Source organism: Streptomyces sp. 2-1 (assembly GCF_048564895.1).
GTDB lineage: Bacteria > Actinomycetota > Actinomycetes > Streptomycetales > Streptomycetaceae > Streptomyces > Streptomyces phaeochromogenes.
In genome coordinates this window covers 6,286,671-6,299,846 of the sequence record NZ_CP183383.1, presented here as the reverse complement: position 1 = coordinate 6,299,846, position 13,176 = coordinate 6,286,671, and the positions used below count along the sequence as shown (strand labels likewise).

16 protein-coding genes are annotated in these 13,176 nt (G+C 69.5%); 8 read left to right on the top strand and 8 right to left on the bottom strand.

Going from position 1 to position 13,176, the window contains the following annotated elements; genetic code table 11:
- Window positions 1–39: 39 nt before the first annotated feature.
- Window positions 40–885, bottom strand: a complete 846-nt coding sequence (locus tag ACN20J_RS27995) for an ABC transporter permease (protein ID WP_419667057.1) — start codon at window positions 883–885, stop codon at window positions 40–42.
- On the bottom strand, window positions 882–1,850 hold the full coding sequence (locus tag ACN20J_RS27990; protein ID WP_419667056.1) for an ATP-binding cassette domain-containing protein: 969 nt from the start codon (window positions 1,848–1,850) through the stop codon (window positions 882–884). The genes ACN20J_RS27995 and ACN20J_RS27990 overlap by 4 nt, the downstream gene beginning before the upstream one ends.
- Before the next feature lie 143 nt (window positions 1,851–1,993).
- Between ACN20J_RS27990 and ACN20J_RS27985 the strand changes: the two genes are divergently transcribed.
- Window positions 1,994–2,758 (top strand): TetR/AcrR family transcriptional regulator, encoded by a 765-nt coding sequence (locus tag ACN20J_RS27985; protein WP_361892801.1) that lies wholly within the window; start codon window positions 1,994–1,996, stop codon window positions 2,756–2,758.
- A gap of 101 nt (window positions 2,759–2,859) precedes the next feature.
- Here the strand turns inward: ACN20J_RS27985 and ACN20J_RS27980 are convergent, their stop codons facing one another.
- Window positions 2,860–3,852, bottom strand: a complete 993-nt coding sequence (locus tag ACN20J_RS27980) for a WD40 repeat domain-containing protein (RefSeq protein ID WP_189836883.1) — start codon at window positions 3,850–3,852, stop codon at window positions 2,860–2,862.
- 88 nt (window positions 3,853–3,940) lie between these two features.
- Between ACN20J_RS27980 and ACN20J_RS27975 the strand changes: the two genes are divergently transcribed.
- From ACN20J_RS27975 to ACN20J_RS27965, 3 genes are all read left to right on the top strand, one after another.
- The gene (locus tag ACN20J_RS27975) at window positions 3,941–4,624 is read left to right on the top strand and encodes an SGNH/GDSL hydrolase family protein (protein ID WP_190228974.1); all 684 of its coding nucleotides are present in this window, start codon (window positions 3,941–3,943) and stop codon (window positions 4,622–4,624) included.
- 86 nt (window positions 4,625–4,710) lie between these two features.
- Window positions 4,711–5,262, top strand: coding sequence for a Uma2 family endonuclease (locus tag ACN20J_RS27970; RefSeq protein ID WP_419667055.1), 552 nt, complete (start codon window positions 4,711–4,713; stop codon window positions 5,260–5,262).
- A gap of 52 nt (window positions 5,263–5,314) precedes the next feature.
- Entirely contained in the window at window positions 5,315–5,785 is a 471-nt protein-coding gene (locus ACN20J_RS27965; protein ID WP_419667054.1) for a MarR family transcriptional regulator, read from the top strand.
- Between the two features lie 56 nt (window positions 5,786–5,841).
- Here ACN20J_RS27965 and ACN20J_RS27960 read toward each other — a convergent pair whose 3' ends face one another.
- The 4 genes from ACN20J_RS27960 to ACN20J_RS27945 all read right to left on the bottom strand — a co-directional run bounded on the left by ACN20J_RS27960 (window position 5,842) and on the right by ACN20J_RS27945 (window position 8,037).
- Window positions 5,842–6,072: a hypothetical protein gene (locus tag ACN20J_RS27960; RefSeq protein ID WP_361918372.1), complete on the bottom strand. Its 231-nt coding sequence runs from the start codon at window positions 6,070–6,072 to the stop codon at window positions 5,842–5,844.
- Complete coding sequence (locus ACN20J_RS27955) at window positions 6,069–6,413, bottom strand: hypothetical protein (protein WP_190228970.1); 345 nt, start codon at window positions 6,411–6,413, stop codon at window positions 6,069–6,071. The genes ACN20J_RS27960 and ACN20J_RS27955 overlap by 4 nt, the downstream gene beginning before the upstream one ends.
- A 55-nt stretch (window positions 6,414–6,468) precedes the next feature.
- The gene (locus tag ACN20J_RS27950) at window positions 6,469–7,512 is read right to left on the bottom strand and encodes a hypothetical protein (protein WP_419667053.1); all 1,044 of its coding nucleotides are present in this window, start codon (window positions 7,510–7,512) and stop codon (window positions 6,469–6,471) included.
- A gap of 105 nt (window positions 7,513–7,617) precedes the next feature.
- Complete coding sequence (locus tag ACN20J_RS27945) at window positions 7,618–8,037, bottom strand: hypothetical protein (protein WP_419667052.1); 420 nt, start codon at window positions 8,035–8,037, stop codon at window positions 7,618–7,620.
- A gap of 83 nt (window positions 8,038–8,120) precedes the next feature.
- Here ACN20J_RS27945 and ACN20J_RS27940 point away from each other — a divergent pair, with 83 nt between their 5' ends.
- From ACN20J_RS27940 to ACN20J_RS27925, 4 genes are all read left to right on the top strand, one after another.
- Complete coding sequence (locus ACN20J_RS27940; protein ID WP_190228968.1) at window positions 8,121–8,930, top strand: helix-turn-helix domain-containing protein; 810 nt, start codon at window positions 8,121–8,123, stop codon at window positions 8,928–8,930.
- Window positions 8,927–9,181, top strand: a complete 255-nt coding sequence (locus tag ACN20J_RS27935; protein ID WP_361997974.1) for a DUF397 domain-containing protein — start codon at window positions 8,927–8,929, stop codon at window positions 9,179–9,181. The genes ACN20J_RS27940 and ACN20J_RS27935 overlap by 4 nt, the downstream gene beginning before the upstream one ends.
- A 128-nt stretch (window positions 9,182–9,309) precedes the next feature.
- Complete coding sequence (locus ACN20J_RS27930) at window positions 9,310–9,672, top strand: effector-associated constant component EACC1 (RefSeq protein ID WP_419667051.1); 363 nt, start codon at window positions 9,310–9,312, stop codon at window positions 9,670–9,672.
- Window positions 9,669–11,600, top strand: coding sequence for a caspase, EACC1-associated type (locus tag ACN20J_RS27925; protein ID WP_419667050.1), 1,932 nt, complete (start codon window positions 9,669–9,671; stop codon window positions 11,598–11,600). The genes ACN20J_RS27930 and ACN20J_RS27925 overlap by 4 nt, the downstream gene beginning before the upstream one ends.
- 50 nt (window positions 11,601–11,650) lie before the next feature.
- Here the strand turns inward: ACN20J_RS27925 and ACN20J_RS27920 are convergent, their stop codons facing one another.
- On the bottom strand, window positions 11,651–12,937 hold the full coding sequence (locus ACN20J_RS27920) for an MFS transporter (protein ID WP_419667049.1): 1,287 nt from the start codon (window positions 12,935–12,937) through the stop codon (window positions 11,651–11,653).
- Window positions 12,938–13,176 lie beyond the last annotated feature (239 nt).

Sequence of the window (13,176 nt, the reverse complement as noted above, 5' to 3'; positions counted from 1 at the left end):
GACCGTCTGGCGCAGACTTAGGCCGACCGCGACCAACCACTACTTGCTGAGCTTCTGGAACCTCCGTACCGCCAGCGGAACGAAGATCAGCGTGAGGACCAGCGGCCACACGCCCGCCATCAGCAGTGCGTGCTGCTCGACCCACGAGTCGCCGCTGCCCACCGGTGTGCCGAACAGTTCGCGGGTCGCCGCGGCCGTCGACGAGATCGGGTTCCAGGCCGCCACATGGCCGAGCCAGTCCGGCATGAGCTGCGGGGCGACGAAGATGCTGGAGATCATCGTCAGCGGGAACGCGACCGCGAACAGGCCGCCGGCCGCCTCCGGGTTGGGTACGAGCAGCCCGAGCCACACCCCGAGCCAGATCAGCGCGAACCGCAGCCACAGCAGCAGCGCGAAGGCCCCCAGGAAGCCGAAGCCACCGTCGGGCCGCCAGCCCATGGCGACCGCGGTGAGCATCAGGATCGTCAACTCCGCGCAGGCGACGATGAGATCGGTGACCCCGCGCCCGGCGACGACCGCGGACGGCGCCATCGGCATGGAGCGGAACCGGTCGATGACGCCCTTGGTGGAGTCGTACACGACGAGTGTCGCTGTGTTGATGAACCCGAAGGCCATCGTCATCACGAACATGCCGGGCATCAGGAAGTCCCGGTAGTCGCCGCCGCCCGGCACCTGCATCGCACTGCCGAACACGTACCCGTACAGCAGCACGGACAGGATCGGGAAGCCCAACTGCCAGGCGATGTTGATGGGTTGGCGCTGGTAGTGGGTGAGCCCGCGCCGGACGACGTTCCAGCAGTCGGCGAGCGCCCAGTACGCGCGGCCGTGGTCGCTCTGCGTGGACGAGTCGGGGGTGACCTGTGCGGTCGGGTCGAGGGTGGTCACGCCGCCTCCTTCTCGTTCGGCACGTCCGTGCGGTGGCCCGTCAGGCGCAGGAACACGTCGTCGAGGCTCGGCCTGCGCAGGCCGATGTCCTCCACGCGCACGCCCTCGTCCTGGAGGGTGCGGGCCACCTCGGTGAGGGCCGCGACCCGGTCGGTCACGGGCGCGTGCACCCTCAACTCGGTCTCGTCCGACTCCGGTTCACCGTCCGAGACGCGGGCGACGACCTTCACCGCCCGCGCGATGTCGGCCCGCTCGGCGACGACGACCTCGATCCGGTCGCCGCCCACCGTGCTCTTCAGCCCGTCCGGGGTGTCGTCGGCGATGGACCGCCCCTGGTCGATCACGGTGATGTGCGAGGCGAGCTTGTCGGCCTCCTCCAGATACTGCGTGGTCAGCAGCACGGTGGTGCCGCCGGTGACCAACGCCCGTACGGAGTCCCAGACTTCACCCCGGCCGCGCGGGTCGAGGCCGGTCGTCGGCTCGTCCAGGAACAGCACGCGCGGGGTGAGGATCATCGACGCGGCGAGGTCGAGGCGCCGCCGCATGCCGCCGCTGTACTTCCCGACTCCCTTGTCCGCGGCGTCGGTCAGGTCGAACTGCTCCAGCAGCTCGCCCGCCCGCAGCCGCGCCCGGCGCCCGCCCAGGTGGAAGAGCCGCCCGAACATCTCCAGGTTCTGCCGGCCGGTCAGCACCTCGTCCACCGCCGCGTACTGACCGGTGAGCCCGATCCGGGCCCGGACCTCACGCGGCTGCCGTGCGACATCCAGGCCCGCCACCCGGGCGCTTCCCCCGTCCAGCTTCACCAGCGTGGAGAGGATGCGGACGGCGGTCGTCTTGCCCGCGCCGTTCGGCCCGAGCAGGCCGTGCACCGTGCCCTCCCGCACGGCCAGGTCGAACCCGTCGAGGGCCCGCTTCTCCCCGTACCTCTTCTCAAGCCCCTCGGCCCGCACCGCGTATCCGCTCACAGCACTCCCCCATCCCTGAAACCCGTCCCCTGAAGCCCATTCCCGAGGCCCATTCCCGAAGCTCATCCCTGAAACTGAGTACGCCGTACCCCATTGAGAGTACACCGTACCCAGTTTTGGTCCAAGGGATTATTCTGGGGTCCATGACAAGCGGCTCGGGCGGCACGGAGACCAGCGGGAGCGGAGACATCGTCCGCACCCTCCACCTGCTGTGGGACACGGGCCCCCGCCGCAGTCGCGGGCCCAAGCCGGGCCTCACGCTCGACCGGATCGTGGAAGCGGCGGTCCGGATCGCGGACACGGAGGGCCTGGAGGCCGTCTCGATGCGCCGGCTCTCCACGGAGCTCGGCACCGGCACGATGTCCCTCTACCGGTACGTCCCCGGCAAGGGCGAGCTGCTCGACCTCATGCTGGACCGCGTCCAGCGCCCGGGCGACGACACGTCGGCCTTCGGCGACGACTGGCGCTCGGCCCTGGAGGCGCTCGGCCGCGAGAGCCTCGCCCTCTACCAGCGCCACCCCTGGCTGCTGCAGGTCAACCAGTCCCGCCCGGTCCTCGGCCCGAGCGCCATCGACGGCATGGAGAAGGTGATCTCCCAGATCAAACCCATGGGCCTGAGCGACCCGGAGCTGGTCTCGGTGGTCATCATGATCGACGCGTACGTCATCGGAGCCGCCCGCTCCCAGCTGTACACGCAGGAGGCGGAACGCCGGACGGGCCTGACCGACGCCGAGTTCTGGGCCGCCCAGGGCCCCGTCCTGGAGAAGGTCATGGCCGGTGGCCGCTACCCCGTGATGGCCGCGCTCTCCGCGGAGGCCTTCGGCCCCGACTTCGACCACTTCACCTTCGGCCTGGAGCGGATCCTGGACGGCCTGGAGGCACTGGTGGAGCACAGGGGCGCCCGCTGAGGGCGCTCCCTTCAGTGGGCGCGGAGAACTGCACGACCAGCCACAACCGGCCCGGCCCGCACTGTCCGGCGGCCCTCGCCCACCCTGCGGCCCGAGGAGCGCTAGTCGCGCCGCAGCAACCGCTTGAGCCCGTAGATGACGGCCAGGGCGACCACCAACGCAACGGCCCCCATCTTGATATCGGCATTCATCCCGTCGCCGCCCCCGCCCCCGTCGGCCGAACCGCCTTCCCCGGAAGGCGACTTGCCGTCTCCGCCGCCCCCGCCCGGCACGTTCCCCGGCTCCACCGAACTGCCCGAGCCCTCGCTCCCGTACAGCAGTGTGGATCCGTCGGGGGTGTACGCCATCGACTCGCCCTGGCCCTGGAGCGGCACGCTCAGCCGCCCCTCCTTCTTCACCTTGCCGCCGTTCCAGTCGTAGGCGAGGCCGCCGAAGTAGCCGCGTACGGCGAGCTGCTTGCCGTCGGGGGAGAAGGCGCCGTCGGTGACCCAGAGGTCGATGGCACCGATGCGCTTGAAGGTGTTGGTGCCGGAGGGGGTGAGCTTGGCGGGTCCCTCGTACAGCCCTCCCCCGTCCTCGTTCTTCGAGACGATGTAGACGCGCCCGGTCTTCGGGTGGACCATCAGCGCCTCGGCGTCCCGCGCCCCGTCGGCGTACTTCACGTCGTACTGCGTGGCGCGGACGGTCTGGTTCTTGAGCTGCTTCGGCTCGGGCAGCTCGTAGATCCAGACGTGGTCCCAGGTGCCGCCGAGGTTGTCGCCGATGTCGCCGACGTAGAGATGGCCGTTCGGGCCCATGGAGATGGCCTCGACGTCCCGGGGCCGGCCGACGCCCGTCATGGTGACCGTGGCGACGGTCTCGCCGGTCTTGCTGTCGACGGCGTAGAGGAAGGCGCCGTCGTCGCTGTCGTTGTGGGTCCAGTAGATGCCGGGGTGGGCGCGGGACGCGACGAGCCCGCTGGACTCGGTGATGCGGGGGTCCTTGATCGTGAACCCGTCCGCCCCCTCCGAACCGGCGCTGTCGGCGGCAACGGCGGGCGCGACGAGCACCCCGGCGAGGAGGGCCCCGAAAAGGAACGCAAGCGAGCGACGCATGCCCCAAGCCTGCCATCCCCGCCGCCGGTTCAGCGGGCGTGTCCAGCCTCACACCCTGCCTCTTCCGCTGATCGTCCATGATGAGCGGATGCTCAGGTTCATGCCCGTCGGCGATTCCATGACCATCGGAAGCGCGGGTGAACACACTTGGCGTTACCGGATGTGGCAGCACCTGCGCGCGACGTACGGCGGCCCCTTCAAGATCGTCGGCCCTCGCGAGACGCTCTACGACAAGGCCACGGAGACCGCCGACTCGTACGAGTACGCCGACCGGGACTTTCCCCTCGCGCATCTGGCGGGGTGGGGCGAGGGCTGGCACCACCTGACCCCGCTGATCGCGGACGCGGTCCGCAAGTCACGCGCGGACGTCCTTCTCGTCTCCCTCGGCCTGATCGACCTGGGCTTCTACACGAACGCCGCCCAGACGGCGGAGAACGCCCGCACCTTCATCGCCGAGGCCCGCTCGGCGAACCCCCGCGTGGCGATGGTCCTCCTCCCGGTGATCCCGAACACCAGGGCGGAGACGGACGCGCCCTTCGCCCGCGAGGTCGGCCTCTTCAATGAGCTCCTCGCCAAGACGGTCGCGGACCTGGACGAGCCCGCGTCCCCCCTCCTCCTGGCCTCGGTCCCGCCCTCGTACGACATCACGCACGACACATACGACGGCACCCACCCCAACGCCTCCGGCGAACACAAACTGGCGGCCTCCTTCGCCGAGGCGATGCATCAGGCGTGGGACGTGGGCGCGTCGTACGAGACCGAAAGCGACTGACCGAATCGGGGCGTGGCCTGGTCACCGTGCGTGTCGTTGGCTGCATGGCCGAACTCGCCCGAGGGCGGCCGGGGAGGAGCCCCACGATGTCGGACGCCAACGCCCGGACCCTGGACAAGCTGTTCGACCAGGTGCCCGTCCCCGAGGGGTACAAGGGCGAGATCGTCGAGGGAGCGATCTATATCGCGCCACATCTCGACATCCACTGGGAAACCACTCTCGCCATTCTCAGGACACTCACAGCCAGGTTCGGCGACGGCGTCCAGCTCTTCTCGGACGTACGCATCGACTTCCCCGGCCATCTGAACGGCTTCGCCCCGGACGTGGCAAAGCTGCGCGATGGGTCCGAAGCGGATGCCGAGGGCCGTTGGCACCACCAGGACGTCGAGTTCATCGCGGAAGTCGTCGATCCCCACAGGGCCAAGAACGACTACGGCCCCAAGAGGACCGCGTACGCCCTCGCCGAGATCCCCGCCTACCTCATCGCCGATCCGTACCAGGGCAAGTGCCACCTCTTCACGCAGCCCAGGGACGGGGAGTACATCAGCAAGCTCTCCCTCGCCTACGGCGCGGACGTCGACATGACAGGCACGGTCCTCGACCTCACCCTCAAGACGGACGAGTTCCCCCGGGGCTGACACCTCGGCGCACTCTTGACCTCAACCAAACTTGAGCTCCTACGGTCGGCCCATGACCACACAGCAGCTCACCCCGTACCCCCGTCAGCAGCTCGCCGCCCAGCCCATCGGTTACTGGACGGGCGCCGCCCATCGTGAGGTGGTGGGCCGGATCCGCAAGGAGCTGGCGACGGAGTCGCTCACCCAGCCCCACTGGTGGATCCTCAACCACGTCGCCGCGTCCCCAGCCCACTGGACCCGCGCCGAACTCACCGCCAAGCTCACCCGCTACGACGAGCAGGGCATCGACTTCACCGAGGTCTTCGCCGACCTGGCGGACCGCGGCTGGACGACGGAGGACACCGCAGGCGCCCTCACCCTCACCGAGGCGGGAGAGGCCGGCCGCATCCGCGCCAAGGAGCGCAACCTCCGGGCCCACGAGCAGACACATGCCGGGATCACCGAGGACGAGTACGTGGCCACGCTCGACGTTCTGCGCCGGGTGATAGCGAACCTGGGCGGGGACAGCGACCTGCCGGAGTAGGTCCGGCGGCCTGACGTGCCGCTCCCGCAACCGTCACACCTGCGTCCGCCCCACCATCAGCACCTTGATCGCCACTCGTGCGCCATCGATCTCGTACGTGACTCGGTACGCACCCACCCGTAGCCGCCGCAGATGGTGCCGCCCAGCTTGCTGCTCTCGGGCGGCTCGGGTTGGAGAGCGAGGGAGTTGATCGCCTGGACCAGCGGCTTGACGGCATCTCCGTCGCGCGACTTGAGGCGTCGCAGGCCGGCCGCCGCGGCGGGTTCCCAGATGATGGTGAGCCTCATGAGGCCTTGCCCTTCAGCATGTCCTCGACTTCGGCCTGTGTGTATGTACCGCTGCCCCCTGCGGCTTTGGCTCGCAGCGCGATCGCCAGGTCGGCGAAGTCGATGGCAAGGGCCTTGGCGTCCGCGTCGGTGGCCCTGTCGGCGAGAGACTGCGTCCACCAGTGGTCGAGGAACGCCTCGAAGGCGGATCCTTCCGAGAGGGTCGCCAGCTCGGTGTCGAGGTCCGGCAGCCGGTCGGAGCGGAGGGCCGCGCGGATCCCCTCAAGGTTGCGCGGAACCACGGGCCCGGTGAAACCGACGGCCTCGCGGGCCTCCTGAAGGATCTCGCTCCATGCCGCCATGTCCCTGCTCCTCTCCGAGGCCGCCTTCCGGGCTGCGGCAGCAGCGTATGACGCGCTACGCACCGGCCGCACACTCCTGTACGCGCGTCCGCCACGGCTCCGAGAGCGGCTGAAGTCGGAGTGTCGCCTCGAACGCGGCGGCCGTGCGGCAACGGAGGCAGTGGGTTTCGTCGTTGCGGGGGCGGAAGACGTGTTCGGCGCCGGGGCCGGGGCAGGTCACCAGGCTCCGCCGGGCCGGGATCGCCGTCCGCTCGGGCGGTGGGGTGGGAGTCACCTGACGCCTCGCCGCCGGGAGCTTCTGGATCAGGCGGTGGCGCAGGAAGCCGACCGCCGAGCGGATGCCGTCCGCCGGGAGGCCGGTCGTCAGGGCGCGGCGGAGGTCCGGTGCCGAGACGCCCCGTCGCAGCCACTCCGCTGCCGCGTCGGCGAGGAGACGGGCTTCGCGAACGCCGAGGAGCAGGTCACGGTGCGCGTGGCGCAGTGACAGCAACACCCCTTCTGCCTCCGCGAGTTCGGGGGCAGAAGCGGGGGCGGACCCGGGTCCCGCCTCGGACCTGGATTCCGCCTCGGGTTCGGGTTCCTCGCCGATAGCGACAGCGGCTTCGTCGGCATCCGGAGCCCGGCGGTCTTGGGGTGGTGGGTGGGGAAGGTCTTTCTCTCCCGAGTCTTCTGTCTGGGGAGAGTCACCGACCGTCCGCTCCCCCGGCCGACCGACCGTCGGCGGACGCCCACTCGGTACGCAGTCGTCGCCGTCCGCGCCCGCCCCTCCCTCTCTGGCCCGGGACGCCTCGTCACGCGTGAGGGTGACATTGGCGAGGAGTTGTTCCGTGACCCAGCGGCCCCGCGCTCCCTGCTCACGCCACTCGTGCAAGTAACCGCAGTCGGCGAGGAGTTGCTTGGCCTTCTGATAGGCCCGGCCCTTCAGCCCCAGCCTGGCCGCGTGTTCGCTGAGCGGCTTGGGGGCGGCGGCCTCGGACTCGGGGAGCCCCTGTACGTACAGCAGCAGTACCTTCGCGTCACTGTTGAGCCGCGAGTGCCGTACGACGTCGTGCGAGGCCTTCGTGTAACGCCGAACCGGCGCGATAGCATGCCGAAGCATCTCTGGTGGACGTCCATCCACTAGGAGTGAAGGTCCTCGGTCGGTGTTGGTAGCACCTCCGGGGACCGCTCCGTACACGGACGCGTACGGAGTGTGATGTCGCGGTCACCGTACAACACCGATCAAGCGACCCACCACTTCATGCAGCAACCCCGCCTCCACGAACGGCACTTCGGCCGTCGGCTCCGACCGCCACTCCAACGGCCAGGTCAGCCCACCCAACGCGGGCACCCCCACGTACGCCCATCCCCGCGCGTCCCGGCCCAGGGCGCGCGCCCCGGCGGGCCAGCGGTAGCCGGTGACACTTTGCGGGGGCAACAGGAAGTACATGTACCGGTGCCCCGTCGCCTCCCGGACGATCGGGCCCGCCTGAAAGTCCGTGAACTGCATCAGCTCGTACGCCACTTGCTCTGCGAGTACGCCCGCGATGCGTACGGCGTCGAAGTGGATACCGGCGTGACGGAGTCCGTGACCGGAGGCGGGGATCCAGGCGTGGACGGTACCGGGGGAAGTTTTCGGGTTCATGGAGCAAATGCTTACGGGCCGTCACATACTGTGACCAGGGTTACGCAAGGTCCGTGCACCTCTGTGCACTTGGGGAGGTCGTTGTGCACTCCAGTGAACGCGGGTCGGAGTCCTTCGGTGTGCTGCTGCGGTTCCACCGCGAACGGGCCGGGATGACGCAGGAAGGGCTCGGCGGTCACGTCGGGTATTCCAAGTCACAAGTGGCCATGGTGGAGCGTGGCGAGCGACCGCCCAAGGGCAAGCTGGTCGAGACCGCGGACCAGGTGTTGGGTGCACAAGGTGCACTACTGGTGTTGGCGGAGAAGGAGTTCGGAGACAGCGGACTCCGGCCCTGGACCGAGGACTACCTGGCGGAGGAGAGGAAAGCCTCCGCGCTGCACGTGTACCAGACCCATCTGATCCCGGGTTCGCTCCAGACCGAGGCGTACGCACGGGCTGTCTACACCTGCAATCGCTACCCGACCCTGGACGACGACGAAATCGAGAAGCGGGTCGCATCCCGGTTGGAGCGGCAGCAGCTCTTCGAGCGCAAGCCCTCGCCGAGCGTCAGCTACGTACTCGAACAGAACACGCTCACACGGCCGTTGGGCGGCCCGGCGACGCTGAAGGAGCAACTGCACCACGTCCTCGCCATCGGCCGACTCCGCCACGTCGAAGTTCAGGTCATGCCGCACGACCGGCAGACGCACGCCGGACTGAACGGCCCCATGATCCTGCTGGAGACAACCGAGCGTCTCCAGCTCGCCTACCTCGAAGGGCACCGGGGCGGCTACTTCGTGAGCGAACAGCCCGACCTGGGAGACCTGTTCGGCAAATATGGCATTCTGCGGGCGCAGGCCCTCACTCCCGAGGAGTCCGCGAAGCTGATCGAAGAGGTGGCGCGGGAGCTATGAGCACAGACCTCGACTGGTTCAAGAGCAGCTACAGCGGCAGCGAGGGCGAATGCGTAGAGCTCGCTGTGCAGTGGACCAAGAGCAGCTACAGCGGTAACCAGGGCGAATGCGTCGAGATAGCCATAGCCCAGACCGCCCCCGCCACCCCCACCACCATCCACATCCGCGACTCCAAAACCCCCACCGCCTCCACCCTCGCGGTCACCCCCATGACATGGTCCGCCTTCCTCGCCCTCATCACCGAGTCGTGAGCGGTTCGGGCGCACTCTAGGTCGTGGCCCCGGGCCGGACCCCAACTCGCCCGATCTGCCATCCGGACGAGGTATCCGCGCCATGTTTCCGGCCCGTCGTACCGCCTCTGACGTGATGCTTGGGCGTCATGGAGATCCGGATCACGATGGGCGGGACTCGGCACGACACCGAGCGGCGTTCCCTCTACAAGTGGCTGTGCGACGAGCGGGAGTTGAGGGGGGTCGTCGAGGTCGCGATGGTCGGCTCGGGACCCGAGGAGCCGGACACCGACACGATGGGGGCCGGCTTCGAGGCCATCGCGGTCGTCCTGGACACCGCGCTGCAGCTCGGCAGTCTTGCAGTGGCGATCGCGGCATGGCGGCATGGCCACGCACCCCGTTCGACGATGGTCATCGAGCGCGATGGAGTAAAGATCACTCTCCCCGACGGCCGTCTCGACGACGCCGAGGCACTCCTGCGTGCCTTGGAGGACCGGGACGGGGACCGATGACCGGAGAGACCAACTCCCGGATCGATCCAGCGCGTTCGGCCTGCGTGCTGATCGGGGTCGACGCGTACACCGCCCTGGATCCGCTGCGGGCCGTACGGAACAACCTCACACGGCTCGAAGAGGCGTTGACGGACCCGGGCATCTGGGGCGTACCCCGGGAGTCGTGCCAGGTCGTGTCCAATCCGGCGACGCAGCAGGAGCTGATCGGCCCGGTCCGCAAGGCAGCCGCAGCCGCGCAGGACACACTGATCGTCTACTACGCGGGCCACGGCTTCATCGACCACTCGGACGGTGGTCTCTATCTGACGCTTCCCGGAACGGAACCCGGGGAGATCGACGGGGCGGTGCCCTACGAATGGCTGCGCCGCGCCATTCGCGACAACGGCTCAGCCAAGCGTCGCATCGTGGTGCTGGACTGCTGCTACAGCGGCAGGGCGCTCGACGGAATGTCCGCCGTGGGGACCCTGCAGGTCACGGCCCTCATGAACGACGTCGAGGGGTCGTACGTGGTGGCGGCCTCCGCCGCGAACCGACTGGCGCTGTCCCCCCGGGGCGAGGAGTGCACGGCCTTCACGGGTGAACTCGTGAACATCCTGGGGCACGGCATCCCGGGCGATCCGGAGGTGCTGCCCCTGGGCAGGGTCTTCCACCATGTCCGCACCAGTCTGCAGCGCAAGAGGCGGCCGCAGCCCGAACTGCAGGACCGCAACGGGATCGGCTCGCTGCTCTTCGTCAAGAACCGGCAGCACGTCGCGCAGGCCGTCCCGCCGCCGTCCGAAGGGGCACCGACCGCACCCAGGCGCAGGCGGCGCGGCTACCTCGTGGCCGCCGCGGTGGCGGTGGTCGCGGCTCTCACGACGGCGGGGGCCCTGATCTGGTGGCCGGCCGACAAGGCGGTCGGGCCCTGCTCGGAGACCGCGTCGCTGCTGAGCGTCTCCGACGCCCTGGGCAAGTTCGGCGACCCGAAGTACCAGCGTGCCCGCCTGGACGGCCTGTCCGCGATCACGCTCGACGGACCGGCCCACGCGTGGGTGCTGGCCGACAACGACCCGGGCCGGATGTTCCACGTCGCGCTCGGCACACCCGACCACCTTGATCCCGATCCCGAGAGCGGCAAGGGGATCCGGACCCTCAAACGCAAGGACGGCACCCCGTACAAGCGAGGCTTCGACGGTGAGGGCCTGGTCGTCGAGAAGGGCACCGACACCGTGCTGATCAGCGCGGAGCGGGACTCGGCGATCCATCGGTTCCGGATCGCGGACGGCAAGGAACTGGGCACCCTGCCCGTCCCCGGCCCCTGGCGGAGCATCCCGTCCGGAGGGCGGGCCGACGGAAACCGCAACGTCGAGTCCCTGACCGCCACGTCGGACGGCCGCCACCTCTACACGGGCCTCGAAGGGCCGCTCGCCGGCGACGGCGACTCGGCGGGCCGCAACCTGTTGCGCATCCAGCGCTACGCAGGCTCACCGGGCCGCTCGTACGCCCTCGACGGCCAGTACGCGTACGAGGCCGACGCGGGCGCCTATCTGGCGGAACTCGTCGCGGTCGACACCGACCGGCTGCTCGCACTGGAGCGCACGTACGCCGCGGGAATGGGCAACACGATCCGCGTCTACGACGTCACACTCACCGGCATGAAGGACGTCACGAAGGTCAAGTACCTGACCGACGAACTCCCCGACACCTTCGCCACCGAGAACAAGCGGCTCGTACTCGACCTGGCCGACTGCCCCTCCGGAGACCTGAAGGCACCCGAGGGGCAGACCCAGCCGAACCCGCTCCTCGACAACGTGGAGGGCATGGCCCTCGGCGGCCGCCTCACCGAGGGGGAACACCGTGGCCGCCGCCTGCTCTATCTGATCAGCGACAACAACAGCAACCCGAAACAGGTCACCAGGCTGTACGCCCTGAGCGTGTCCCTGAAGTGATTCCTGCGCCCGCCGAGGTGTTCAGAATGCCTGGCCCCTCCCGAGGGAACTCATCCCTCCGACGCCGCGCTGGGCGCCTCCCGAGGCGAGGCCGATGCCCCCGCCTCCGTACCCCCGTGGCTCTCCGGCGCACGCAGCGACCGGACCTGAGGTGACAGCAGCGCCAGCGCCGTAGCCCCCACCACAATCGCCGAACACCCCGCCAGAGCCACCCCCGTGCCCACCGCCGAAGCAAGCGGCCCCGCGGCCAGGAGGCCAAGCGGGGCGAAGGCGAGGGAGCCGAGCCATTCGTACGAGCTGACGCGGGAGATGATCTGTTCGGGGATCTCGCGGTGGAGGGTCGTGGTCCACAGGACGCTGAAGACGTCCGAGGAGACGCCCGCGCAGAACATCGCCAGGGCCACCGTCCAGAGAGGCGCACGCAGCGCGAGCAGGGCGATCGGTGCGGCGGCCGGGAACGTGGCCAGGACCGCCACGAGTACGGGCCGGGAGACGCGGACCCGGGCGGCCAGGCCCGCCCCCGCGATCGTGCCCAGCGCCTGCGCGGCGACGATCAGTGACCAGGCGCGCGCCCCGCCGAAGTGCTCCTCGGCCACCAGGGGACCGAGCACGCCGACGTTGGCGTTGAGGGCCGCCACTACGAACGCGTACTGGACGACCACGGCCCACAGCCACTGCCGGGAGGCGAACTCCCGCCAGCCGTCCCGCAGATCGGCCCAGCCGGAGGACGCCTTCCTCGGGCGGGCCGTCACCCTCAGCCCCCTGATGAGGAGCGCGCTGAGGGCGAAGGAGGCCGCGTTGAGGGCCAGTGCCCAGCCTGCGCCGGCGAACGCGACGGTCACGCCCGACAGCGCGAGGCCCAGCAGCATGGAGGTGTTGGTCCCCATCTGCAGTACGCCGTTGGCCTGTTGGAGCCGCGACGCGGGCACGATCAGCGGCACCACACCCGTCATCGCCGGTGCGAACAGGGCGGTCGCCGTCCCCGCCACGACGGCAAGGAGGCACATCGCCGTCAGCGGCGCGTGCCCGGTCAGCACCATCACGGCCAGGCCCGCGTAGGAGGCGGCCCCGAGGAGGTCGGACACCACCATGAGCCGCGAACGCGACACCCGGTCCGCGATCACACCCCCGACCAGGATGAACACCAGCTGCGGCAGCGCCTGACAGGCCAGCACCAGCGACAGCCGGCCGGGACCGGCCCCCGGCAGCGCCAGGACCGCGAACGCCAGCGCCACCCGCGCGAAGGCGTTCCCCAGCACCGAGACCGTACGGGCCGAGAACAGCAGCACGAACCGGCGGTCGCGCCAGAGTGACGGATCCGCACCGGGGGTTCTCATGGGCCGACACCGTAGTGGTGGATGCCCGAACGGCGTACCCAATATCGGCGCCGCGGAAGGCCCGCGAACGGTGCGCGGAAGGTGCGCGAAAGGTGCGGCAATGCAGTGATGCCGCAGTCCTGCCGGCAGTGCCGCGGGCGGCGCTGGGGGTCAATACACCCCACACCTGTCCGGTGTGGTGATCTTGCCGTTCGATCCAGGCATTCAGGTGATTTCGGTGAGACAACCGGTTTTAGGCT

Excerpts from the sequence above, each read along its gene's own strand:
- ACN20J_RS27985 (WP_361892801.1), top strand. The coding sequence starts at position 1,994 with ATGACAAGCGGCTCGGGCGGCACGGAGACCAGCGGGAGCGGAGACATC.
- ACN20J_RS27980 (WP_189836883.1), bottom strand. The coding sequence starts at position 3,852 with ATGCGTCGCTCGCTTGCGTTCCTTTTCGGGGCCCTCCTCGCCGGGGTG.
- ACN20J_RS27975 (WP_190228974.1), top strand. The coding sequence starts at position 3,941 with ATGCTCAGGTTCATGCCCGTCGGCGATTCCATGACCATCGGAAGCGCG.
- ACN20J_RS27970 (WP_419667055.1), top strand. The coding sequence starts at position 4,711 with ATGTCGGACGCCAACGCCCGGACCCTGGACAAGCTGTTCGACCAGGTG.
- ACN20J_RS27965 (WP_419667054.1), top strand. The coding sequence starts at position 5,315 with ATGACCACACAGCAGCTCACCCCGTACCCCCGTCAGCAGCTCGCCGCC.
- ACN20J_RS27960 (WP_361918372.1), bottom strand. The coding sequence starts at position 6,072 with ATGAGGCTCACCATCATCTGGGAACCCGCCGCGGCGGCCGGCCTGCGA.
- ACN20J_RS27955 (WP_190228970.1), bottom strand. The coding sequence starts at position 6,413 with ATGGCGGCATGGAGCGAGATCCTTCAGGAGGCCCGCGAGGCCGTCGGT.
- ACN20J_RS27950 (WP_419667053.1), bottom strand. The coding sequence starts at position 7,512 with ATGCTTCGGCATGCTATCGCGCCGGTTCGGCGTTACACGAAGGCCTCG.
- ACN20J_RS27945 (WP_419667052.1), bottom strand. The coding sequence starts at position 8,037 with ATGAACCCGAAAACTTCCCCCGGTACCGTCCACGCCTGGATCCCCGCC.
- ACN20J_RS27935 (WP_361997974.1), top strand. The coding sequence starts at position 8,927 with ATGAGCACAGACCTCGACTGGTTCAAGAGCAGCTACAGCGGCAGCGAG.
- ACN20J_RS27930 (WP_419667051.1), top strand. The coding sequence starts at position 9,310 with ATGGAGATCCGGATCACGATGGGCGGGACTCGGCACGACACCGAGCGG.
- ACN20J_RS27925 (WP_419667050.1), top strand. The coding sequence starts at position 9,669 with ATGACCGGAGAGACCAACTCCCGGATCGATCCAGCGCGTTCGGCCTGC.
- ACN20J_RS27920 (WP_419667049.1), bottom strand. The coding sequence starts at position 12,937 with ATGAGAACCCCCGGTGCGGATCCGTCACTCTGGCGCGACCGCCGGTTC.